This window comes from Isosphaeraceae bacterium EP7 (genome assembly GCA_038400315.1).
In the GTDB taxonomy this organism is placed as follows: Bacteria; Planctomycetota; Planctomycetia; order Isosphaerales; family Isosphaeraceae; genus EP7.
The window spans coordinates 4397383-4421560 of the sequence record CP151667.1 but is presented as its reverse complement, the minus strand read 5'-3'; the positions used below and the strand labels follow the sequence as shown (position 1 = coordinate 4421560).

At 65.6% G+C, this 24178-nt stretch carries 12 protein-coding genes; 9 read left to right on the top strand and 3 right to left on the bottom strand.

Annotated features, from left to right (window positions below; all coding sequences use genetic code 11):
* Positions 1-7 precede the first annotated feature (7 nt).
* Positions 8-700 (bottom strand): 7-cyano-7-deazaguanine synthase QueC, encoded by a 693-nt coding sequence (gene queC, locus EP7_RS17120; protein ID WP_463522852.1) that lies wholly within the window; start codon positions 698-700, stop codon positions 8-10.
* A 207-nt stretch (positions 701-907) separates the two neighbouring features.
* Between queC and EP7_RS17115 the strand changes: the two genes are divergently transcribed.
* A complete protein-coding gene (locus tag EP7_RS17115) occupies positions 908-3793 on the top strand; it encodes a RecQ family ATP-dependent DNA helicase (protein WP_463522850.1) in 2886 nt (961 codons plus the stop codon).
* Positions 3794-3799: 6 nt separating this feature from the next.
* Here the strand turns inward: EP7_RS17115 and ispD are convergent, their stop codons facing one another.
* Positions 3800-4558, bottom strand: coding sequence for a 2-C-methyl-D-erythritol 4-phosphate cytidylyltransferase (ispD, locus tag EP7_RS17110; protein ID WP_463522848.1), 759 nt, complete (start codon positions 4556-4558; stop codon positions 3800-3802).
* 277 nt (positions 4559-4835) lie between these two features.
* On the opposite strand from ispD, the gene EP7_RS17105 reads away from it, so the two are divergent.
* The 4 genes from EP7_RS17105 to EP7_RS17090 all read left to right on the top strand — a co-directional run bounded on the left by EP7_RS17105 (position 4836) and on the right by EP7_RS17090 (position 9506).
* Complete coding sequence (locus EP7_RS17105; protein WP_463522846.1) at positions 4836-5681, top strand: restriction endonuclease; 846 nt, start codon at positions 4836-4838, stop codon at positions 5679-5681.
* A 264-nt stretch (positions 5682-5945) separates the two neighbouring features.
* Positions 5946-6188: a hypothetical protein gene (locus EP7_RS17100; protein ID WP_463522844.1), complete on the top strand. Its 243-nt coding sequence runs from the start codon at positions 5946-5948 to the stop codon at positions 6186-6188.
* A gap of 149 nt (positions 6189-6337) precedes the next feature.
* Positions 6338-6979 carry a flavoprotein gene (locus tag EP7_RS17095; protein WP_463522842.1) on the top strand — a complete coding sequence of 214 codons (642 nt, stop codon included), beginning with the start codon at positions 6338-6340 and terminating at the stop codon, positions 6977-6979.
* A 112-nt stretch (positions 6980-7091) separates the two neighbouring features.
* Complete coding sequence (locus tag EP7_RS17090) at positions 7092-9506, top strand: penicillin acylase family protein (RefSeq protein ID WP_463522840.1); 2415 nt, start codon at positions 7092-7094, stop codon at positions 9504-9506.
* Between the two features lie 38 nt (positions 9507-9544).
* Here EP7_RS17090 and EP7_RS17085 read toward each other — a convergent pair whose 3' ends face one another.
* Complete coding sequence (locus tag EP7_RS17085; protein WP_463522838.1) at positions 9545-15895, bottom strand: FG-GAP-like repeat-containing protein; 6351 nt, start codon at positions 15893-15895, stop codon at positions 9545-9547.
* Between the two features lie 363 nt (positions 15896-16258).
* On the opposite strand from EP7_RS17085, the gene metH reads away from it, so the two are divergent.
* The 4 genes from metH (at position 16259) to EP7_RS17065 (ending at position 24170) form a co-directional block, all read left to right on the top strand.
* Positions 16259-19987, top strand: a complete 3729-nt coding sequence (gene metH / locus EP7_RS17080) for a methionine synthase (protein WP_463522836.1) — start codon at positions 16259-16261, stop codon at positions 19985-19987.
* Between the two features lie 138 nt (positions 19988-20125).
* Entirely contained in the window at positions 20126-21919 is a 1794-nt protein-coding gene (locus EP7_RS17075; protein ID WP_463522834.1) for a TIGR03960 family B12-binding radical SAM protein, read from the top strand.
* A gap of 39 nt (positions 21920-21958) precedes the next feature.
* Entirely contained in the window at positions 21959-22543 is a 585-nt protein-coding gene (locus EP7_RS17070; protein ID WP_463522832.1) for a Uma2 family endonuclease, read from the top strand.
* A 37-nt stretch (positions 22544-22580) separates the two neighbouring features.
* Positions 22581-24170 (top strand): ArnT family glycosyltransferase, encoded by a 1590-nt coding sequence (locus tag EP7_RS17065; protein WP_463522830.1) that lies wholly within the window; start codon positions 22581-22583, stop codon positions 24168-24170.
* Positions 24171-24178: the final 8 nt, after the last annotated feature.

Below are 24178 nucleotides of genomic sequence, written 5' to 3'. Positions count from 1 at the left end.
TTGGGGCTCAGGCATAAAGAATCGGATCGTGGATGCCCAGATTGCTGAAGGCGGCGAGGCGGAGCGTGCAGGAGTCGCAACGGCCGCACGACTTGCCTTCGGGTGTGGGATCGTAGCAGCTGTGGGTCAGGCCGTAGTCGACCCCTAAGTCGAGCCCCCGGCGGATGATCTGCTCCTTGCTCATCGTCAGCAGCGGGGCGTGAATCCGGAACTTGCCCGTCCCCTCGACGCCGGCCCGGGTGGCGAGGTTGGCCATCGCCTCGAAGGCGGTGAGATATTCGGGACGGCAGTCGGGATAGCCGGAATAGTCGACGCAGTTCACCCCGATGACCAGGTCGAAGGCGCCGATGGCCTCGGCCCAGGCGAGCGCCAGGGAGAGGAAGACGGTGTTGCGCGCGGGAACGTAGGTGACCGGGATTCCGTGGGACATCGCGTCGGCAGGTCGATCCTTAGGAACGTCGATCGAGGCCGTCAGGGCGCTGGCGCCGAAGGCCCGGAGATCGACCTGGGACTCGATGTGATGGGAGACGCCGAACGCCTTGGCGACACGCCGGGCGGCCTGGAGCTCGACGGCGTGGCGCTGGCCGTAAATGACCGTGAGCGCGTGAGGCTCGAAGCCCGCGTCCAGCGCCTCGGCCAGTGCCGTCGCCGAGTCGAGCCCACCGCTGAGCAGAACCACCGCCTTGGGCCGGTCGGCCATCGCCGCCTCGTTTCGCGTTTTTGACACCGGAGTCAATGACCGTCGGGGACATCCCCGGCCGTCGGCCCGATGCTAATGTCCGGGATGGGGGGGCGTCAAACCGGCAGGTGACACTTGTTCCGGCATAGGGGCGTTCCAAGGTCGGCCGCTCGGCCCCTATAATGGGCCGGCTTGAGGGATGGAGGGACCGCCCGGATGTCGCGACCGATGACCGAACTCGAACTCGATCAGACCCTGAGCGAACGGTTCGCGCTGGAGCGATTCCGCGCCGGACAGCGAGAGGTCATCGAATCGGTGCTAGCGGGGCGCGACGTCCTCTGCGTGATGCCGACCGGCGGCGGCAAGAGCCTCTGCTACCAGTTGCCGGCCATCCTTCTGCCCGGGGTCACGCTGGTCGTCAGCCCGCTGATCGCCTTGATGAAGGACCAGGTCGACGCCCTGCTCAGGCGTGGCCTGCGTGCCACCCTGATCAACAGCACGCTCGAACTCGAGGAGCAGCGGACCCGGCTGCTGGACATCGAGCGAGGCCAGTACGACCTCGTCTATGTAGCGCCCGAACGGTTCCGCAGCGGCCGGTTCGTCGAGGCGATGGCCCGGATCAAGCCGGCCTTGCTGGCCGTCGACGAGGCGCACTGCATCAGCGAGTGGGGGCACGACTTCCGCCCCGACTATGCCAAGATCGGCCAGGCCCGCAAGGCGATGGGCATGCCGCCGGCGATCGCCCTGACCGCCACCGCCACCGATCTGGTGCGCCGGGACATTGCCGATCAGCTCAACCTGCACGACCCCGCGATCTTCGTCACCGGGTTCGACCGGCCAAATCTGGCTTACTCCGTGATCGAAGCCGCGAAGGACGCAAATAAGCTCGATGCCCTGGCGGAGGTGCTCGACCAGAACCCCGGCCCCGCCATCATCTATGCATCCAGCCGCAAGCGATGCGAGATGATCGGCGACTATCTGCGGCGGTCTAGGCGACGCGAGGTGGTTGTCTATCACGCCGGGCTGGGACGCGAAGAGCGTTCCGAGGCGCAAGACTTGTTCATGTCGGGCCGTGCCGAGGTCGTGGTGGCGACCAACGCATTCGGCATGGGCGTGGACAAGGCTGATGTCCGCTCGGTGGTCCACTTCAACATCCCCGGCACCCTGGAAGCCTACTACCAGGAGGCGGGACGAGCCGGCCGCGACGGCCTGCCCTCGGCGTGCGCCTTGATCTATGCCCCCGGCGACCGTTTCCTCCAGGAAATGTTCATCGAGAACGAATATCCGCCGAGAGATGCCGTCTTCCGCACGTACGAGTCGATGCGTCGGATGGATGCCGACCCGATCGAGCTGACCCACGCCGAGATCAAGGACGTGGTGGGGCTGGACCTGAACGAGAGCGCCATCGGCACCGTCCTGAAGATCCTCGAAGGGGCCGGCGCGGTCGAGCGGCTGCGTCCCCGCGAGAACATGGCGATCATCCGGTTCAACGTCGAGGACGACGAGCCGAGCCTCGTCGGGCGCCTCGGCCCGCAGGCCCACACCCAGCGCATCGTGCTGCTGGGCCTGGAAGGGCTAGTCAATCGCCGGTTCAACGAGCAGGTTTACTTCAATCCCGACGAGCTTGCCGGCGCGTTGGGCCTCGACCGGGTCGCCCTCACCCGCGCGATTAGGAATCTGGTTGCCGAGCTGCCCATCGACTACGTCCCGCCGTTCCGGGGCAACGCCACGAGGATCGTGGACCGCGAACGGCCGACACGTGACCTGACCGTCGACTTCACCGAGCTGGATCGCCGCAAGCGGCTGGAGTACGACAAGCTCGACCGGATGATCGGCTACGCGACCGGGCGAGACTGCCGTCGGGCCTATATCCTCGGCTACTTCGGCGACGCAATGGCGGATCGGTGCGGCCATTGCGACAACTGCGGCGACGACGGTTACAGTCGCCCCGACGAGCTCGCGGGGGCCGAAATCGATACCGAAGCGGGCAGGGATGTGCTCCTGAAGACCCTTTCAGGCGTCGCCCGCGCCAAGGGTCGGTTCGGCAAGACGATGGTCGCCCAGATGCTGACCGGCTCGGGCTCGGAGAAGATGGATCGCCTGGGCCTGCGCAGTCTGAGCACCTTCGGCCTCCTGTCCGCCTTCCGCCAGACCGAGGTCACGCAACTCCTGGACGCCTTGAGCTCGGCCGGGCTGGTGCATGCCCAGGAAGTCGACCGCTTCAGGCCGATTATCGACCTGACCGCGCGTGGCAAGGAGTGGCTCCGCGACCAGCAGATGCCCCTGACCCTGCCGATCCCCGCCGAACTTGCCTTGAAGATCCGCCAGGGCGGCCTGGAACGGCGTTCGGCTCGCCAACCCGAGACGCCGGCCAGGGTCAGTGAGTCGGTTGTCGATGGTGATCCTTCGTCCATCGGCGACGACGATCCGCTGAGGGCCCGGCTGAGGACGATGCGTGGCGACTGGGCGCGTGAGTCCGGATATTCCGCGTACGTCGTCTTCACCAATCAAACTCTGGACGAGCTCGTCCGAAACAGGCCGACCACTCCCGCGGCGATCGCCACCATCAAAGGCCTGGGCCCTGCGAGACTCGAGCGATACGGACAGGCACTTCTCGAAGCGATCAAGGAATACTGCGGGCCGGGGGCAGAACCCGTCAGCCCCGCCCCTCGGTCGATCGAATCGACCCCGACACCACGGGCAAGCAAGCCCGAGCCGGTTTCTGCCCCCGCGGCCCCTCGACCGGCAACGGCCGTCGTGAGTCCGACGGTCACGGGACGGCCGGTCGTCGAGACGACGCCTCCCGCTCCGTCGCCGACGTCCTACGTGCCGACGGAGGAGTGGACGTGGCGGCTGCTGGATCGTGGATTCACGCTCGACGAGGCGGCGGCGATTCGCGGCCTGGAGCACTCGGCAGTCGTTCGGCACGCGACCTGGGTCGCCAGGCAAGGGAAGCCGGTGCCGCTGGCCGCGTTCCTGGATGACGAGGCTCAGGCCCGGTTCCGGGCCTGGCATCTCGAAAAGGGGGAGACGCCCCCGGACGATGGGCTCGGCCTTCCCGGGGGTCTCTGGACGCTCTATCTCACCTGCTGCGCGGGGAAGCCCGCGGAATGATCGAGGTCAGTCCCAGAGCTCACCTTCGTCGCCCAGCCGCCTGGGGGTGGGCTCGCGTTCGGGCGTGAGTCGAGACTTCAAGATCGAGGAAGCCAGGGCGAGATCCGCCTGGGTCGTGATCTTCAGGTTCTGGGCGTCGCCGACGACGATCTGACAGGCGTGGCCTGTGGCCTCGACAAGTTGCGCATCGTCGGTGACGACGACGTGGGACGGCAGTTGAGGACGCATGGCGTGGGCCTGAAGGAGCAGATCCTTGCGAAACGCCTGCGGGGTCTGGACCGCGTAGAGGCCCGCCCTGGAGACGGTCTCGACGGTGCGGAGCTGGTCGTCCACTCGCTTGAGGGTATCGGCGACGGCAACCCCGGGAAGTGCCGCACCGTGCCTGACCGCGGCGGCGAAGACGGCATCGATGATCGCCGGCGTGACGCATGGTCGAGCCGCGTCGTGGATGGCGACGTGGTCGCAGTCATCGCGGATGGCGGCGAGGCCCTTCGCGACGGAATCGAATCGCTCCGCGCCCCCCTCGACGACCTGGATGTCGAGGAACGCGACGCTGGGCCGATAGCGACGTTCGAAGAGCTCGCGGTCCTCGGGCGAGATGACGACGATCCACTGGACGACGTCGTCGCGCTTGAGGAAAGGATCGATGGCCCGCAGCCAGACGGCCCGACCGTCGAGGGGGACGTAAGGCTTCTTGTCGTCGAGCACGGAGCCAAATCGGGTGGAACGGCCTGCGGCGGGCAGGATGAGTGCGAAACGAGGCATCGCGCGATGATCTCCGCGGGGCGAAATCGAGGCCGCACGGCGGCCGCCCGACCTTCCCATGCTACCAGAACCGATGCCGATCGCCCCGTCTGGCGTGGCGTCGAAGTTTAGTCGTTGATTCAACAGGACGTGCGAACGCCTTCATCGGTGAAAATTCCCGGATTTCGCTTGAGGCGAAGGGCCTCCGGGCCCATTCTTGAATGAGTGGGTCGCGACCGGCGGCGTGCGGGATACGCCGGCAAGACGGAGCAGCGCGGCGGGGTTCGGGGGGGCGAAGATGGACTGCGATGCTCCGCAATGCGCGGCATTGTTGCTCGACTGGATCAAGGCCCGGATCGCGGGCGGGTCGGCGGATGCGGCCGGTGCCGCCGAGGTACCGATGCCCGCGACGACGGCGCCGAAGCAGGGAATCCTCTGGAGGTCGGCCCCCTATCAGGACGAGGCGCCGGCGATCTTCACGGAGGCCGAGCTGGATGGCACGCTTGAACATTTGCGTTATGCAGTATTCCGTAGATATCAGAATCAGCTCACGCGGGCCGAGCGGGCCAGGCTGGACAACACGATCCAGAATGCCCTCTACAAGGTCGAGCGCTACGCCGAGCGTCTGGAGACTGCCGAAGGGCGGACGAAGGTCCTTTCAGAGTACGAGCACCTGCGGGACGAGGTACGCGAGGGGCGGGAGCGCGGGGAGCGATTGCGGATGCAGGCGAAGCGTGCCGACTTGAAGATCAGCCAGCTCGGCAGCCTGAGCCCCGAGGGCTTCGAGGAGTTCGTCGCCGAGGTCTTCGAGTCGCTCGGCTACGCCGTCGAACGCGTGGGCGGAAGCGGCGATGAGGGGGCCGACCTGAGGATCGGCCGTGACGGACTGCGTGCGGTCGTCCAGTGCAAGTACTACAGCCGTGGCGTGATCGGCTCGCCCGAGCTCCAGAAGTTCCTCGGCACGGTCCATCACACCCGCAGTCATAAGGGGTTCTTCGTGACCACTCGCACGTTCACCCTGGCCGCCGAGAAATTCGCCGCGGAGCACCCGATCGAGCTGATCGACGGGCCCAGGCTGATCGAGCTGGTGCAGGATGCCATGGGGCCGGGTTCGCGCAAGGAACCAGAGCCCGTCTGGTTCTAACTCCGGGCACTCGCGCCAGACCGGCGCGAGATTCGCACTCTTCTCCCCCCGCAGCGCGAGGACCGGGCCGGAGACCTCTGCCGGATCACGGTCATCGTCGCGGGCGGGATCTTCACGTCTCCGGGATAATCACGGGCCGAATCGTTGCGGCCAGTCGCCTCCCGGCCGAATCACTTGACCGGTGTGCACACGCGGCGTAGTTTGTCGGTCTCGGCAAGGACCACGCCGTCACATCATCGCGCACACCGGCCAAGGAGGGACCCGATGGCTACTTGCAAGAAGATCTCACCTCCCCTGAAGTCGTTCGACTTGCCCCCCGAGTTCGAAGGCCTCGAGGGACTGCTCGAGGCCGACCTGAAAGCCATGGTCGGGGCGCTCACGCAACGCGCCCACGAGCGTCTGTATCTGACCAGGCGCGAATACAAGCAATTGCAAGCCAGCATCTGGGATCGCGTGACGGCCGCCGTCAATGATTCCTTGAAGCCCCTGTCGGCCGAGACTCGATGACGATGGACTCTTTCGCCGAGTTCGCGACCCACCCGACCTGACGCGACGAATTCCGCGTCGGCCAGGTCTTGCCCGACGAAGAGAGTCGGGATTGGGGCGTCGCCCCCACAGATGATGCGATCCGAATCGACGACGAAGGAATTCCGACCATGGCGCGGCTACTCCTCGGGGTGACGGGCTCGGTGGCCGCGACGCGCACTCCTGCGCTCTACGGGGCCCTCCGCCAGCTCGGTCACCGCGTGCGCGTGGTGGCGACCGAACCCGCGTTCCACTTCTTCGACCCCGCCGAGCTGGGCGAGGGGGACGAGGGAGGCCCGGTCTTCCGCGACTCGGATGAGTGGCCCGCTTCGCCCTATGCTCGGGGCGATGCGGTGCCCCATATCGACTTCCGAGACTGGGCCGAGGTGCTCGTCGTGGCGCCACTGGATGCCAATACCTTGGGCAAGTTTGCCCAGGGACTGGCCGACAACTTCCTGACCTGCGTCTTCCGCGCCTGGAATTTTGAACGTCCCGTGCTGCTCGCGCCGGCGATGAACACGCTGATGTGGCGGAACCCCGTCACGCTCAGGCATCTGAGGATGTTGCTGGAAGACCACGGCGACGGATCGCCCCTGCCCCCGTTCTCGCTCGACGAGGCCGACGAGATCTTCGCGAGGCACGCCCCCGGGATGGTTCTCATCCCGCCAATCTCCAAGCGGCTGGCTTGCGGCGATTTCGGGGTTGGTGCGATGGCCGAGGTCGCCACCCTCGCGGAAGTCGTCCGGGCCACGCTCGGCGATGTCACCCCCTGAGTCTCGCGTCTCAAGTCGAACGACCGACCTTGACCTGTTACATTGGGCGACTGTTGCCGCGACGGGCCGCGATTGGCCCGCGTCGGCCCGGGCAATGTCGGGGGCCGCTATGGTGGTTTTGGTCGCTCTTGTCCTGGGCCTCGTCGTTCTCGTCCCTGCCCTGATCCTGCTCGCGGCAATAAGCATCCACCTCCGGCTCAGCCTGCCCAGGCTCGACGGTTCGGTCACCGTCATCGGATTGGGGCGTCCCCTGACGATCGAACGAGACGCCATGGGCGTCCCCACCATCCGGGCCGAGTCGGCGATGGACGCGGCCTATGGCCTCGGGTTCGTCCACGGGCAGGATCGCCTCTTCCAGATGGAGGCGCTTCGTCGCTACGCCTCGGGCCGCCTTTCCGAGCTGTTCGGCCCCGGCGAGGAGGGCCAGCTGATCGACCTGGATCGCCGGGTGCGCACGCTCGGATTGCATGGCGTGGCGACCCGCGCTGTGAGTGCCCTGCCCGAATCCCAGCGGGAACGACTTAGGAATTATGTCGACGGGGTGAATGCCGGCGTGGCCTCTCTGAGTGCCTATCCATTCGAGTTCGGCCTGCTGAGATCGAAGCCCGAGGCCTGGAAATCCGAGGACTCATTGCTTGTCGTGCTGGCCCTGTACCTCGACTTGCAGGGCGACAATCCGCCGTTGGAGTCCGCCGTGGGGCTGGTGCACGACCTGCTCCCCAGAGGGTTGGCCGAGTTCCTCACGCCCGAGGAGAACCCCGACTGGGACGCTCCGCTCTATGGAGCATCGTCCCCGGTCCCGCCGGTGCCCGGTCCCGAGGTCTTCGACCTCAGGGACCGTCCGGAGCCATCGCGAGACTTGATCTCGCCGAACCACATCGAACGCCTGGTCGCGGGCAGCAATGCCTGGGCGGTCGCCGGCTCACGTTCCGAGCATGGCGGCGCGATCGTTGCCAATGATATGCACCTCTTCCTGCGCGTTCCCAATACCTGGTATCGCGCCAGGATTGAGTGGGGCGACGCTCAGCAAGAAGACGGTCCACGATCGGCGGTCGGCGTCTCGATCCCGGGAGGACCGGGGATCGTCGTCGGCAGCAACGGGGATGTCGCCTGGGGGTTCACGAACACGCAGGGAGACTGGTGCGATCTGGTCGAGCTGGAGGTGGACCCGGGCGATCCGAGTCGATATCGGACGCCCGAAGGCTGGGCGGAGTTCGATCGGTCGGAGGAAATCGTCCGCGTGAAAGGAGGGGCCGACCTCCCTCTGGTCGTCGAGCGGACGATCTGGGGACCTGTCTTCGATGTCGACCACCTGGGCCGGAAGCGGGTCATGCGCTGGACGGCCTTCGACCCGGAGGGGGTCCACCTGGGGATCATGGAACTGGCCGAGACCAGGACCCTTGGCGATTTGCTCGACCGGGCCAACCTGGGCGGCGTGCCGCACCTGAACTGCGTCGCGGCCGACGGGGACGGGAACGTCGGCTGGACGGTGATGGGCCGAATCCCGCGGAGAGTCGGGTTGGATGGGCGGAGGCCCACGTCCTGGGCCGACGGGACGCGGCGATGGGACGGATATTTCCCGGCCGCCGAGAACCCTCGAGTGGTCAAGCCCGCCGACGGCCTGATCTGGAATGGCAACGGCCGATCGGTGCTCGGGCCCGATCTCTCCCGGGTCGGCCACGGGCCCTATGATCGGGGTGCTCGAGGGCGTCAAATCCGCGATTCGCTCCTGGTGTTGGAACGGGCGACCGAGCAGGACATGCTGAATCTTCAGCGCGACGACCGAGCCCTGTTCCTCGGGCGCTGGCGGACCTTGATGGTCGAGACCCTGAATGAGCCCGCGCTCTCCGAAGATCCGCGGCGATCCGGGCCGGCGAGGTTGGTCGAGGCCTGGGACGGCCGGGCGACGGCGGACTCCGAGGGTTACGGCCTGGTCCGCGAGTTCAGGCTCCGGGTGGTTCGAGACTCGCTCTCTCCCCTTCTTGCCGCGTGCAGGGACGCCGATCCTGGCTTCAGACTCACGAGACTGGGAACGCTCGAAGGCCCGGCCTGGTCGCTGGTGACCGAACGACCGCCACATCTGCTGGACCCGCGTTTCCCATCCTGGGACCACTTTCTCCTGTCCATCCTCGACGAGATGATCGGAGGGGCTGCCGACGGTCGAGCGCAAGGTCGGACCTGGGGGGAGATGAATACGCTGGCGATCGGGCACCCGCTTGCCGCGGCGATCCCGCTGATTGGCCGGTTCCTGAACATGCCGGCCGTGGCGATGGGAGGGGCCTGGACCGACATGCCGTTCATCCAGGGGCCCGATTACGGCGCCTCGGAGCGAATGGTGGTCTCGCCGGGTCGCGAGGACGAGGGGATCTTCCATATGCCCTGCGGGCAGAGCGGGCACCCTTTCTCGCCCTTCTACCGCGCCGGGCACGACGACTGGGTCCGCGGACTGCCGTCTCCGCTGCTGCCCGGGCCGGCCGAGCACACACTCCGGCTGATTCCGGATCCGGCGTCAGGGCCGACCTCATGACATGCGGCTTACGCCCATGACGACCCAGCCCGAATCCTTCAGGACCTCGGGCGTCTCCAGTGAGCCGGGAGCGTCAATCTCGAAGACCTGAGCGACGCGACCGCAACCTTCGCGGTGGTCGTCGTCGCGGGCGTTTCCAGCAGGTCCACGCGATTCCCGAGGAGGGTGTTGCGCGCCCCGGGTTGGGTCCCCCCGACGGTGTTCACCCCGGCGCCCGCGAGGAACAGGCCAACATCATTGCCGATCGGTCGTGTGCCCGACACGTCTCCGCCGATGTTGTTGCCCTGAATGCTATTGCCAGCCGAACCGAGGCCAGCAAGCTCCACCCCGACGGCTGCGTTCCCGGAGACCACGTTGCCTGAGCCCGTCGAGCGGCCACCCAGGCGATTTCCACCGGCGTTATTCAGGAACAGGCCGAAACGATTGGCCAGAGCAAAACGGCCCGTCGCGTCCAGGCCGACCCAGTTCCCCTCGATAACGTTGCCCGAAGCACCCGGGCCGAAAAGTTGGATCCCGGTCGAAAGGTTCCCCGAGACGAGATTCATCGACCCGGCCGCAGTGCCGCCGATCTGGTTGCGAGGCGAACCGTTCAGGAAGATGCCATCGGAGCCGTTGCCAAGGGACCTCGAACCGTCAAAGGTCGTCCCGATCCGATTGCCGACGATGGTCGTGCCAAACGTCCCCAGGCCGGCAAGCTCCAGGCCAATCTGGCCATTGCCCGAGATCAGGTTGCCCGAGCTCGAGGTGAGCCCTCCGATCGTGTTCCCGGGCGCATTGTCCGCCAGGATTCCGATGTCTCCGTTTCCCCGCGCGAGCGTCCCCGTGGAGTCCGTCCCGACCAAGTTCCCCGAGACGACGTTTGATGTGGAACTCGCCCCCACCAGTGACAGGCCGACCGATTCATTGCCCGAGATCAGGTTGCGCATGCCAAACCCCGGACCGCCGATGACGTTGCCCCCGGAGTTGGACACGATGATGCCGTAGGTGCCGTTGGCCAGAATCGCCTGGCCGGTCGCGTCCAGCCCGATCGTGTTCCCCAACACCCTGTTGCCTCCTGATCCCAGAAGAATCTGGATCCCAGCGTCCCGATTGCCAGAGACCAGGTTGACATCGGTCGAGTTGGGGCCGCCGATGGTGTTGCGCGAGGCCCCCGACAGCGCGATCCCCACGGCATTGGCGACGGCAATGGTACCCGCCGGATTCGTCCCGATATGGTTGCGGATAATCCAATTGCCCGTAGATCCCGCCCCCCGCAAGGCGATGCCGATGCCAGCGTTGCCCGAAACCACGTTACCCGGCGCGGTCGTCGGCGACCCGATCGTGTTGTCAGGCGCGTCGACCAGGGAGATGCCGTCGCCGCCGTTGCCGAGCCCAGCGCCGTTGATATCCAGGCCGACGAAATTGCTCGCCACGAGATTGGTGTTGGATCCCTGGCCTTCCAGAACGAGCCCATCGCCGGTGTTGCCCGAGATCAGGTTGCCGGTCCCCGGTGCCAGGCCACCGATCGTGTTGGCGGGCGCATTCCTGAGGCGGATGCCGGCGACGGCATTGCCCTGCCCGATGATGCCGACCGCATCAACACCGATGTGGTTGCCCGAGATCAGGTTGGCCGATGTGCCGGCCCCTTCCAGAATGATTCCGTCGCCGGCGTTGCTCGTCAGGGTGTTGCTGGCATTCGGAGTATCGCCGCCGATCTGGGTGCCGGTGGCACCATGCAGGGCGATGCCGAAGCCGTTCTGCCCGATGAGATTCTGCTGGATGAGGGTCGAGGTCGATCCGCCGAAAGCCTCGATCCCGCCGATCCGATTCTGGGTAACTCGATTGCCCAGGCCCTGCCCCGTCCCGCCAATGGTCGTGCCGGCCACGCCAGCCAGGACAATACCGACGGAGTTTCCCAGCGGGACGCCGGACGAGGTCGTCGAGCCGATGTCGTTGCCGACAATCGAGGTGCCCGCGACCGCGCCACGGGTCGCCGCGACAAGGATTCCGGGCCCGAGATTCGCGGCGATGAGATTCCGCAGCGATGCCGGTCCGCTCCCGATCGTCACCGAACTCGCCCCGTCGATGCGGATCCCCGCTCCGAGATTTCCAAGCCCGATCGAACCCGTTCGATCGGTGCCAATCTGGCTCGAGGCAACGCTCGATCCCGAGGAGCCGACGCCGAAAATCGAGATCCCATCGCCGCCGTTCCCTGAAATCAGGTTGCCAACCCCACCCGAGGCCAGACCACCGAGCGCCAATGCGGAATCCTCCAGGCTCAGGCCCGAGAGGGCATTGCCGATCGCGGTGTTGCCATTGAGGTTCGTGCCGATAAGGTTGGCCTCGATCCGAGTCCCGGCGCTTGTCAAGACTCGCACACCACGGCCGTTATTGCCCGAGATGACGTTGCTGGAATTCGCGAGCTGGCCGCCGATGACATTCCCGTCGGACTGGCGGATCAGGACGCCGTCGCCGCTGTTGCCCAGGCCCGTCTGGCCTGAGAGGTCGAGGCCGATGTAGCAGCCCTCGACCTGATCCTGCCCGGCTCCTTCAATCCGGATGCCCGCGCCGGCGAAGCGGTTAATCACCAACCCCCGGACCAGAGTATTGCCCGCGACGAGCACGAGCCCGTCACCGCCAACGGTCGGGCTCGCGGGGGTGATTTCGACGATGGGCGAACGGACGTACCCGGGTTGCGTCGCGGCGTCGAGCGCAGCTGGATCAGTCAGGGCTGGCAAGGGCGACTTGACCGGAATCGTGAACGGCCCCGGGCCCGGGATCTTGAAGTCGATCGTGTCGCGGCCGGGGTGGATGTTCGAGTTGAGAATCGCCTGCCGGAGAGAGCCCCGGCCCGAGTCGTTGGTGTTGATGACGGTGAAGGAAAGGTCGTCGATGAGTGTCCCGACCGAGAATTCCGAGGTGCTGCCATCCTCGGCGGTGGCCGTGGCGCCAAAGTACGCGCCGATTGCGACGCCCGGGGAAGTTCCCGCGGGGAAGTATGCGGCGATCGGGGCATTTCCCGCGGCGTCGGTCGTGACCGTGGACTGAGCCAGCAAGGTCCTGCCATCGGCGCGATCGCCGGCTGTTAATGTCGCGGAGACATAGAACTGGATCCGGTAAGTGCTGTTCGGGCGACTCCCAAGGGTGCCGCCCACGTCCAGTCCGCCGGCCGAGTCGAGGGTGGCGTGGTCGAAAACCGGGTGGTTCTGAAGGTCATTAGGTCCGCCCGGGGGGTTGCCCGGGACGTTCTGCGTCGGCCCCACCGGCCCGAGGTCGATGGCCAGCCCGGCGTTGAAGAAGATCGAGTTTCCGAGGACCGAATTGCCGATGCCGGCCGCCGCGCCCCAAACGCCCGCGCCCGCGATCAGGACACCCGGTCCGCTGTTGGCAGCGACAAGGTTCGGGAAGAAGCCCCCTTCACCGTCTCCATAGCCAATCTGCGTCTGGCTCGCACCGCCGGCCACGACGATGCCAGCCGCTCCGTTGCCCAGGGCAACCAGGCTCGTCGAACCGACCCCGACGCGGTTGTTCCCCACTCGCAAGCCGGAGGAACCTCCTCCGGTGATCAGGAGCCCGGCCAGCTCGTTGGAAGAGATTGTATTGCCGTAACCGAGGACCGCACCGCCGATGACGACCTGGGAGTCTTGCACGATGACGCCCGAACCCGAGTTGCCCAGCGCATTCTGGCCATCGGCGGTGGTGCCGATCAAGTTGGATCGCAGGAGCGTCGTGCCCACTCCGCTCAGCAGGACGCCGAAGAGCCCGTTGCCCGAGATCAGATTCGGGCCGCGGAAATCGGACAGGTCTCCGATGATGTTTCCCGAGGGATTCGCTCCCATCAGCACGATGCCGCCCTGGGCATTGCCGATGGGCCTTGTGCCGTCGAAATTCGAGCCGATGAAATTGCTCAGGATCTCGTTGCCGGTTGTCCCATCGAGCAACTGGATGCCGTGCGCCGCGTTTCCCGAGATCAGGTTGCCCGAGCCGTAGCCCTCGCCCGAGGCGGGCATGCCGAAGGGCGTCCTGCTACCGATCTGGTTCTGGACGACGTCAACTCCCGAGAGGGCCACGCCGGCCTGGGCATTGGGGATCGCGGCCTGGCCTGCGGCGTCGGTGCCGATCCGATTGCCGACCAACGTGTTTCGATTCGATCCCGTCGTGAGCACGACCCCGTGCACGCCGTTTCCCGAGATGAGGTTGCCCTGGCCAACTCCATCTCCGCCGATGGCGACCAGATTCGCCCCACCTGCCAGCGTAACTCCCGACTGGGCGTTGGAAAGTGCGGACAGGCCCAACGCGTCGGTGCCGATTCGATTGCCGTAAATTCCCGTTCCCGCGCTATCAATGCCGACGACCAGGATGCCCGAACCGCCGTTGCCCGAGATCAGATTGCCGCCGAACCCGCCCGCACCGCCGATGATCGCTCCCCGGCTATCGACCAGCGAGATTCCATCGCTGCTGTTGCCTCGGACGTCGGCCCCGATCCTGTTCCCCGCGATCAAGGTCGAAGGCGACCTGACCACGCTGATGCCGCTGCCGGGAATCACGCCGACGCCGTTGGCCGAGATGACGTTGCCCTGGCCAATCTGTTCGCCACCGAGGACCACGCCCGACGAATCTTCGACTCCGATGCCGCCGCCATAGTTCGAGAGGGCGTTTGTGGCGGTGACATCGATGCCGATCAGATTTCCCTGGACCGTGGTGCCGGTGGCATTGACAACGTGCAAGCCCCGCGCGGAATTGCGACTCAGGACCAGGCCAACCGTGCTGTCCTCGGACTGGGCGGTCGAAAAGTCAGGCCTGCCGTCGCCGTCAAGGTCGGCGATCGAGACGCCGAGCGGCCCCGGTCCCACGGGAATCCGCAGGGTCGGAATGAGACTGGTCGGACCATGCTGAAAGAGGAGCAATGAACTCGAATTAATTTCCGAGTCCGCGACAACCAGATCGGTGAGACCATCCCCGTTGAAGTCTCCGGTGGCCATGGCCGACGGGAAGGCCCCGGCTGGCATCGGGCTGGACTCCGAGAAACTTCCGTTCCCCAGGTTATTGAGGATCGTCACCGTCGAATTGAATTTGTCAGAGACCGCGAGATCGAAAACCCCGGCCGTCACGAACTCGCCTGAGACGATCCTTGAGGGAGTATGGGTCAGGCTCGTCGTGGAATCGACCGAGAATCCGCCTAGGCCGTCGTTCTTCAAGACGGTGAGAGTACTGGGCTCTTCGTTCACCCCCGCGATGTCATCGACGCTGGAGCCGAAGAGGCGTCCCGTCGTGATCGAGGTGAGGAACCGGTCGGTCGGCGTGGTGGCCCCCTGCGAGAAGAGTCCATCGCCAAGACCCAGGAAGACGGCGATTCCGGGAGGAACGCTGTCCGATGAGGAGACGGCGACCGCGAGATCGGGAAGGCTGTCGCCATTGAAATTGCCCACGACCAAGGGGCTCGGGGAGCCATCGAGGTCGATCGGAGTCAGGGCCGAGAACGTGCCGTCGGCCTGGCACAGGAAGACCTGGATCTGCCGCGAATTATTGGATGAGACGGCCAGATCATTCAAGCCGTCCGCATTGAAGTCGCCCGAAACGATCCCGTCGGGTGAGTTCGAGCCGAGCGTCTGAATCCGCTGAAAATTCACGCCGTCGATCGATCTGTCCACCGTGATCGATCCGCTGATGGCTGAGGTGGCGACGAATGAGCCCAGCGACCGGTCGGTTCCCGTCTGATAAGCGGACGCAACAACCGCGACTGAGCCGATTGCGGCCGGGAGGGACCTCGACGGCTGGTATGACCCGCCGTTGCCGGAGAGGATGTTCCGCTCGGACAACCCAGGGCCACCGATCTGGTCGCCGGTACCCCCCTGAATCAACACGCCATCACCCGCGTTGGGGACGGCGACGGTCCCCGTGGCGTCTGTGCCGACGTAGCTTCCCAGGATCCGATTGCTACCGCCCGAAAGCAGAATCCCCTCGCCATCGAACCCACCAATGGCCAGGCCCAGGACCGAGCTATTACCCCCACGCAGCACCAGGCCGGCCCCGCGGAACGCCGCGTTTCCCTGGTCAAATTGCGGCCTCAACTCGACCACGGGGCGGAGGATCTGGCTGTAGCCGAGCTGGGTCGTCGCGTCGATGGAGATCGGGACGGTCATCACCGGCAGGGGCGAGTTGACCACGAGTGTCTCGATCACCGGAGACTGCGTGGGGATGCGGAACTCGATCGTGCTGGCCTGGCCCGACATGTTGGCCAGATCCATCGCGTCTCGTAACGAAGACTCGCCGGCGTCGTTCGTGTTCAACACAATGAAGGTGGCCAGCAGGCGTCGCCGTTCGAGGGAGTCGAACACGGGGCGATGGGCCGCGTTGCGGGTCGACATCGTCCCAACCACGGCACGTGAATCGGGCAGTCGGCGCCGCATCGTCAGCGTCCTCGCGGGGTTGCCGTCTCAAAAGGGAAACCTGGTCGGTCCAATGCGGCTTTCCGAACTTCATCGGCCCGACGATCTTTCAACTCAACCCATTCTTTGCATCAAACCCAGATTCTCAGTTGGAGCTCGAAAATCCACCTGAGAACTCGGGAATTCGGAAGAGTCGGGGGTGTCATCGCGCTTTGGACGGATGGCCAGTACAAGCCCCGCGATGCGGAGCTTGACACCCTTTCCTGGGTGCACTCATAATTCGTTGGTGAGCGGCTCACGGCGGCGTGAGACATTGGACGGGTTCTGCCCGCGATGGTCCCGCCCCGCCGGTCTCGATCGAACCGTCCCCTCCGAGAGTCAACGATGATCTCCACCTCCGCGGCGCGATCGGTCCACACCTCGGTACGCGAGCAACTCGAAGAGATCCTCGCCGAGCGGCTGATGATCCTCGATGGCGCCATGGGGACGATGATCCAGACGTACAACCTCGTCGAGGAAGACTTTCGAGCCGAGATCTTCAAGGATCATCCCAAGCCGTTGCAGGGTTGCAACGACCTGCTGGTGATGACCCGGCCCGACGTGATCGCGGCGATCCATCGGGCTTACCTCGACGCCGGCGCCGACATCATCGAGACGAACACGTTCGTCGCCAACCGGCTAACGATGGCCAATTACGGCCTGGAAGACCGCTGCGTCGAGATTAATCGGGTGGCCGCCGAGCTAGCGAAGTCAGTGACCGAAGAGGTCACGCGGCTAACCCCGGACAAGCCCCGGTTCGTCGCCGGCTCCATCGGCCCGACCGACAAGTCGGCCTCGGTCGCCGTGAATGTCGAGGACCCTTCCTACCGCAACGTCACGTTCGACGAGCTGGTCGAGGCCTACACCGAGCAGATCCACGGCCTGGTTCAGGGTGGGGTCGACATCCTCTTCCCCGAGACGAGCTTCGACACCCTGAACATGAAGGCGTGCCTCTACGCCATCGACAAGTACTTCGTCGACAACAACATCACGCTGCCGGTGATGATCTCGGGCACGATCATCGACAAGGCGGGCCGGACGCTCTCGGGCCAGACCATCGAGGCGTTCTGGCACTCGGTCTCGCACTTCGACATGCTCTCGGTCGGCATCAATTGCGCGCTTGGCGCGTCGGAGATGAGGCCCAACATCGAGAGCCTGGCCGAGGTGGCCACGACGTTCATCAGCAGCCACCCCAACGCGGGCATGCCCGACGGCTTCGGCAACTTCGACAGCACCCCCGCCGAGATGGCCAAGGTCGTCTCGGAGTTCGCCCGCAACGGCTGGCTGAACATCGTCGGCGGCTGCTGCGGGACCAACCCCGACTACATCCGCGCCATCACCGAGGCCGTCAAGGACATCAAGCCCAGGCCCAGGCTCAAGCACAAGGGGCTGTCCAGCTACAGCGGGATGGAGCCGCTGACGATCCGCCCCGAGACCAACTTCCTCATGATCGGCGAGCGGACGAACATCAGCGGTTCGCGCAAGTTCGCCAGGCTCATCCGCGACGGCCACTTCGACGAGGCCCTATCGATCGCCCGCGACCAGGTCGAGGGGGGGGCCAATATCCTCGACGTGAACATGGATGAAGGGCTCATCGACGGGCCCAAGGCCATGACCAGGTTCCTCAACTTGGTCGCCGCTGACCCCAACATCGCCCGCATCCCGATCATGATCGACAGCTCGAACTTCGCGGTCATCGAGGCGGGCCTGAAGTGCGTGCAGGGCAAGGCAATCGTCAACTCGATCAGCCTGAAGGAAGGCGAGGCCAAGTTCCTCGAGCAGGCCCGCACGGTCAGGCGGTATGGCGCCGCGGTCGTGGTCATGGCCTTCGACGAGGAGGGGCAGGCCGTCGAGGCCGACCGCAAACTGGAAATTTGCGACCGGGCGCACCGGCTGCTCACCGAGCAGGTCGGCTTCAACTCCAGCGACATCATCTTCGACAGCAACATCCTCACCGTCGGCACGGGCATGGAGGAGCACTCCAACTATGCCGTCGAGTTCATCGAGGCCATCGGCCAGCTCAAGCTGAAGTTCCCCGACGCCAAGACCTCGGGCGGCGTCTCCAACGTCTCGTTCGCCTTCCGGGGGAACGAGGTCGTCCGGGAGGCGATGAACGCGGCGTTCCTCTACCACGCGATCAAGGCCGGCCTGGACATGGGAATCGTCAACGCCGGCCAGCTCGCCGTGTATGACGACATCCCCAAGGATCTGCTCGAATGCGTCGAGGACGTCCTGCTCAATCGCAGGCCCGACGCCACCGACCGCCTGACCGAATTCTCCGAGACCGTCAAGAAGAAGGGGAAGAAGGAAGAAGTCGCGCACCTCTGGCGCGACGCCACGGTGCAGGAGCGGCTCAAGCACGCGATCGTGCACGGCCTGACCGACTACATTGACGTGGACACCGAGGAAGCACGCCACCACTACGAGCGCCCTTTGCACGTCATCGAGGGGCCCTTGATGGACGGGATGAGCGTCGTCGGCGACCTCTTCGGTTCCGGCAAGATGTTCCTGCCGCAGGTGGTCAAGAGCGCCCGAGTGATGAAGAAGGCCGTCGCCTACCTGATGCCCTTCATGGAAGAAGAGAAGGCCAAGGCCGGCGGCGAGAAACTCAGCGGTCGCCAGTCGCGCGGCAAGGTCTTGATGGCCACGGTGAAAGGGGACGTCCACGACATCGGCAAGAACATCGTCGGCGTCGTCCTGGGCTGTAACGACTACGAGATCATCGACCTGGGCGTCATGTGCTCCTGCCAGAAGATCCTGGAGACCGCCCGCGCCGAGAACGTGGACATGATCGGCCTGTCCGGCCTGATCACCCCCTCGCTCGACGAGATGTCGCACGTCGCCCGCGAGATGCAGCGCGAAGGGTTCAAGATCCCACTGCTCATCGGCGGAGCGACCACCAGCGCCAAGCACACCGCGGTGAAGATCGCGCCGGGGTACGACTTCGAGGTCCTCTACGTCAAGGACGCGTCGCGCAGCGTGGGCGTGGTCGATCGCCTGACTCGGCCCGAATCGAGGCAGGACCTGGCCGTCGAGAACCGGGCCATGCAAGAACGCGAGCGCGAGTCGTTCGCCAAGCGTCGGCAGCGAAAGCTCGTCTCCTACCCCGACGCCGTCGCCCGGCGATTCGCCATCGACTGGTCGCAGGCCCAGTTGCCCAAGCCTTCGTTCACCGGTGCCAGGATCCTCGACCAGATTTCTCTGGCCGAGATCGTCCCCTATATCGACTGGTCCCCCTTCTTCCAGTCGTGGGAGCTTTCCGGGAAGTATCCCAAGATCCTCGACGACGCGGTGGTGGGTGCCCAGGCGAAGTCCCTTTACAAGGATGCCCGAGCCCTGCTCGACACGATCATCCGCGACGGAAGCCTGACTGCGCGGGCGATCTACGGATTCTTCCCGGCCAACAGCGACGACGACGACCTGGTGATCTACCAGGACGAGAGTCGGACGGCAGAGAGGGCCCGGTTCCCGATGCTCAGGCAGCAGTGGGAACGCGAAGGCCAGACGAGCTTCCGCAGCCTGGCCGACTACATCGCCCCCGCCTCCTCCGGCCTGCACGACTATCTCGGCTGCTTCGCCGTCAGCTCGGGCTTCGGCGCCGACGAGCTGTCCGCCCACTTCGAGCGCGATCACGACGACTACAACTCGATCATGACAAAGGCCCTGGCCGACCGACTGGCCGAGGCCCTGGCCGAGATGCTGCACCAGAGGGCACGCGTCGAATGGGGTTTCGGATCCAATGAGGACTTGAGCGCCGAGGATCTGATCGAGGAGAAATACCGAGGGATCAGGCCCGCGCCCGGCTACCCCGCCTGCCCCGACCACACCGAGAAGCGGACGCTCTGGTCGCTGCTCGACGTCGAGAAGGCCACCGGCATCGTGCTCACCGAAGGCCTGTCGATGCACCCGGCTTCGTCGGTCAGCGGCTTTTACTTCGGCCACCCCGAGGCCCGCTACTTCGCCGTCGACCTGATCACCCGCGAGCAGGTCGACAGCTACGCCGCCCGCAAGCACATGACGCGGGCCGAGGCCGAACGCTGGCTCGCCCCGAACCTGTCCTACGACCCCTCGTAACTCCGGGACGCGGACGGCCCGGCGAGGTCTCTCTCGACGGGCCGCCGAGGAATTCGAACGACTCGTCCACCGGGAGGCTTATTCCCGGCCGACGCCCCATTCGCACACGCTCAAGCCGACGTATCCGGAGTTGCCCGCATGCTCAACACGGCCCTGAAGGATTACATCACCTCACGCATCCTCATGGACGTGCAGATGCCGGCGCAGTACCTGGGGGGCGAGCGGAACTCCACCCGCAAGGACCACCGCGAGTGCGTCGGCACGCTCTGCATGGCCTTCCCCGATGCCTACACGCTCGGGATGAGCCACCACGGCTTGCAGGTGCTCTACAGCCTGATGAACGACGCCGGCTGGGCCTGCGAGCGGTCGTTCACCCCCATGCCCGACTTCGAAACCAAGCTGCGCGAGCACGGCCTGCCGCTCTACAGCCTGGAGACGTTCACCCCGCTGAGCAAGTTCGACGTCCTCGGCTTCTCGCTCCAGTACGAGATCTGCTACACGAACGTCCTGACGATGCTCGACCTCGGCGGCCTCCCGCTCCACGCGGTCAACCGCCTGGACGAGGACACGCTCGTCATCGCCGGCGGGCCCGGCGCCCAGAACCCCGAGTTGCTCGCCCCTTATATTGACCTCTTCGTCGTGGGCGACGGCGAGCCGAGCCTGCCGAAGGTCTGCGAGCTCTGGCTGTCGATGAAGGGGAGCGGCCTGTCCCGCGAGGACAAGCTGGCGAAGATCGTCGGTCAGGTCCCCTGGGCCTATGCTCCCAGGTTCTACGAGCCTCGATACTCCGCCGAAGGCGCCTTCGAAGGCTTCGACCGCACCAGGGATGACGTCCCCGAGACCATCCGCGCCAGCGTGATCGACGACTTCAACGCCAGCCCCCTGCCCACCAGCCCAATCATCCCGTTCGTCGAAACGGCCCACGACCGGATCGCCATCGAGATCATGCGCGGGTGCCCCTGGCAGTGCCGCTTCTGCCAGAGCACCGTCATCAAGCGCCCGCTGCGCTATCGGACCGTCGAGACGATCCTCAAGGCGGCGATGGAGAGCTACAAGAACACCGGCTACGACGAGATCAGCCTGCTCTCGCTGTCCACCAGCGACTACCCGCACTTCGAGGAGTTGGTCACGAAGATGAGCGAGGTCTTCACCCCTCTTGGCGTGAAGATCTCGCTGCCCAGCCTGCGGATCACCGAGACCCTGAAGAAGATCCCGGCACTGCTCGACGAGGGGCGCCGGGGCGGCCTGACGCTGGCCCCGGAAGTGGCCCGCGACGACATGCGCGAGCAGATCCGCAAGCCGATCGACAATCGGGACCTCTACGAGGGGGCGGCCGAGGCGTTCAAGCGAGGCTGGAAGAAGGTCAAGCTCTACTTCATGTGCGGCCTGCCCGGCGAGCGCCAGGCCGACCTCGACGGCATCATCGAGATGGCCGAGACACTCTCCAAGATCGGCAGGGAGGTCACCGGCCGCAACGCCGAGGTCCTCGCCAGTATCTCCAACTTCATCCCCAAGCCCCACACCCCCTACCAGTGGAACGGGATGCGTGAACGGGAATACTTCCGCTGGGCCCACAAATATCTCCGGTCGCGCGTCCGGATGAAGTCGGTCACTGTCAAGTGCCACGACATCGAGACCAGCATGCTCGAAGGCATCCTCACCCGCGGCGACCGCCGGGTCTCCCCCGCCCTGGAAGAGGCCTGGCGTCAGGGTGCCCGCCTCGACGCCTGGACCGAGCACTTCCAGCCGAAGATCTGGTGGAAAGCCTTCGACGACCTGGGCATCGACGTCGGCTTCTACTCCCAGCGCGACCGGCCCATCGAAGAAGTCCTCCCCTGGGACCATATCCTCGTCAAGAAGGGCCGAGACTACCTGGCCAAGGAGCAGAACCGCTCCGTCATCCAGCTCGAAGCCATGGCCGGGGCCGTCTGAGCAGGCGACCCGGCGCTCTCCAGGACGAGGAGGCATCCGATGGCGACTTCGACCGAGGAAGCGAAGGTGCCACCCCCGATCGGGGAGCCCTTGATGACCGCGGACCAGTACATGGACCTGCCCGACGACGGCCGACGCCTGGAACTGGTCCGCGGGAAGGTGGTCGAGATGAGCCCGCCGAACTTCCTTCACGGGTTTGTCTGCTCGAAGATTAACCGCATCCTCGGCAACTTTGGCCACGAGACCGGCCACGGATATGCGCTCTGCAACGATACGGCCGTCAAAACCACGGCTGGCCCCGACTCGGTACGCGGGGCCGACGTTTCTTATTTCAGCTTTGCTCGTCTTCCGATTGATGTGACGATCATCCTCCCAGAAATTCCTCCGGATCTCGTCGTCGAGCTTGTCTCGCCCGGCGATCGTCGCGGCGAAATCCTGACGAAGGTGGGAGAATATCTGAATGTCGGCGTGATGGTCGTCTTGATCGTTTATCCCAAGTCGAAGAAGGTCGTACTCTACCGCGGAGATGAGCAAGCCCCGCTGACCTACGAAGATTCGGATACCCTGGAAAACCTGCCCGAGCTTCCAGGCTTCCGCTGCGCCGTGGCCGACTTCTTTCCCTGATCCAACATTGTGACTGAGGCGGCAGAAACCCCGACCAATGATCGACCCCATCGCCGCGACGCCGCGACGCCCGCTCTGGCCCTGGGCGATCTTGATCCTGGCGATCGCCTGGTCATCGCTCGTCCGCGTCCCGCTCGTCCTGAATGCGGCCGATCACCTCGATAGCGACCTGGCCGTCGACGGGCTCACGCTGTTCGAGGCCCTCGACGGCCACTGGCGATGGCACTACCCGGGCACGCCGCACATCGGCACTCCGCCCGTCCTGCTCTCCTGGGTCCAGGCCAAGGTCTGGGGGGCATCGCCGATCACCCTGGTCAGCGGCGGCACGGTTGCCTGGGGGTTGGTGGTAACGGCGAGCTTCCTCGCTTGCTGGCGCGGGTTTGGCCCGAATGCCGCCGCCTGGTCGCTGGTGCCACTGGCCTTCGGGTCGACGGGCGTCGTCTGGCTCTCCGGCCGGATCACCGGCGGCCACTTGCTCGTGACCGCCTGGCATGCGGTCGCGATCGCGGGGCTGGGCGCGACGATGGCCCGGCCGAGTGTCTTGCGAGCGGCCGCGTTGGGGCTCTGGTGCGGCCTCGGGTTGTATGTCGACTCGATGTTCGTCGTGACTCTGGCTTCGATCGGGCTGGCGTGCAGTTGGGCGTGGGCCGCGAATGGTTTCGGACGCGATGGCCTTGTCGCATTGGGTTCGTTTCTGCCGGCTCTGGCCCTGGGATTCACCCCTTACCTTGCGGGCCAGCACTTCGAGCCGCATGACGCGTACGCCGAGCAGTTTGCGCCGATCTATAAGCCGAGCGTCCTGGCGGCGCATGCGAAAATCTTGCTGCTTGACTGCCTTCCCCGCCTGGTCGCCGGTCATCGCCTGCCCGGATTCCAGGCCGAGCCCGCCCCCACCGCACTGCCAGGCCGCCCTCCGATTCGAGGTGCCTCCGAGATTGGCCCGGTTGCGGTGATTGCCACGGTGACCGGACTCGGCCTGTTCGCCGCCTCGGTCATCTCGCTGCTGATCGTTCGCGAGGCCTCCGACGCTCGGGCCGCCCGTGCGGTGCGGCGGACCCTGGCCCTGGCGTCGGTCGGTGTAGCCGCCGGATTCGTTTTGAATCGGAATATTTTTAACTCGGATAACTACCGATATCTCGTCTTTCTGATCCCGGCGGCCTCGTCGGGTTTCGGTCTGCTGGCGGCCAGGCTCTCATCGCGTGGCCCGTGTGGCCTGGCTGTCGCCTCCGTGCTTGCCGCCGGACTGTCGCTGATCATGACGCTCGACACGGCCGAATATTATCGCCGGCTCGGATGGATCGACGAGGGCTCTCGACCCGTCCGCACGGCCATCGACGACCCGACTCTCGCCTGGCTGATCGAACATCCCGAGGTCACTCATCTCTTCGCCGGCTACTGGGACGCCTATCGCCTGGCCTTCCTCGTTGGCGGACGCCTTGAAGGGGTGCCGTTCCCCGTCTTCCCGAATCGCTTCCCAGAACGCCGACCCTGGCCGGCCGACGGGGCCCCGAGATGGACGATGGTCCGGCCCGCGGCCGAGTCTCAGTTCTTCGCCGCCGAGGCACTGAAGCAGGGCGCCAGGCCCGTCTTCCGTACCCGGGGCGTCACGATCCTCGAAGCCCCCTGAGCCATCGC

Excerpts from the sequence above, each read along its gene's own strand:
- EP7_RS17115 (WP_463522850.1), top strand. The coding sequence starts at position 908 with ATGACCGAACTCGAACTCGATCAGACCCTGAGCGAACGGTTCGCGCTG.
- EP7_RS17065 (WP_463522830.1), top strand. The coding sequence starts at position 22,581 with ATGATCGACCCCATCGCCGCGACGCCGCGACGCCCGCTCTGGCCCTGG.
- metH (WP_463522836.1), top strand. The coding sequence starts at position 16,259 with ATGATCTCCACCTCCGCGGCGCGATCGGTCCACACCTCGGTACGCGAG.
- EP7_RS17105 (WP_463522846.1), top strand. The coding sequence starts at position 4,836 with ATGGACTGCGATGCTCCGCAATGCGCGGCATTGTTGCTCGACTGGATC.
- EP7_RS17095 (WP_463522842.1), top strand. The coding sequence starts at position 6,338 with ATGGCGCGGCTACTCCTCGGGGTGACGGGCTCGGTGGCCGCGACGCGC.
- EP7_RS17070 (WP_463522832.1), top strand. The coding sequence starts at position 21,959 with ATGGCGACTTCGACCGAGGAAGCGAAGGTGCCACCCCCGATCGGGGAG.
- EP7_RS17100 (WP_463522844.1), top strand. The coding sequence starts at position 5,946 with ATGGCTACTTGCAAGAAGATCTCACCTCCCCTGAAGTCGTTCGACTTG.
- EP7_RS17075 (WP_463522834.1), top strand. The coding sequence starts at position 20,126 with ATGCTCAACACGGCCCTGAAGGATTACATCACCTCACGCATCCTCATG.
- ispD (WP_463522848.1), bottom strand. The coding sequence starts at position 4,558 with ATGCCTCGTTTCGCACTCATCCTGCCCGCCGCAGGCCGTTCCACCCGA.
- EP7_RS17085 (WP_463522838.1), bottom strand. The coding sequence starts at position 15,895 with ATGCGGCGCCGACTGCCCGATTCACGTGCCGTGGTTGGGACGATGTCG.
- queC (WP_463522852.1), bottom strand. The coding sequence starts at position 700 with ATGGCCGACCGGCCCAAGGCGGTGGTTCTGCTCAGCGGTGGGCTCGAC.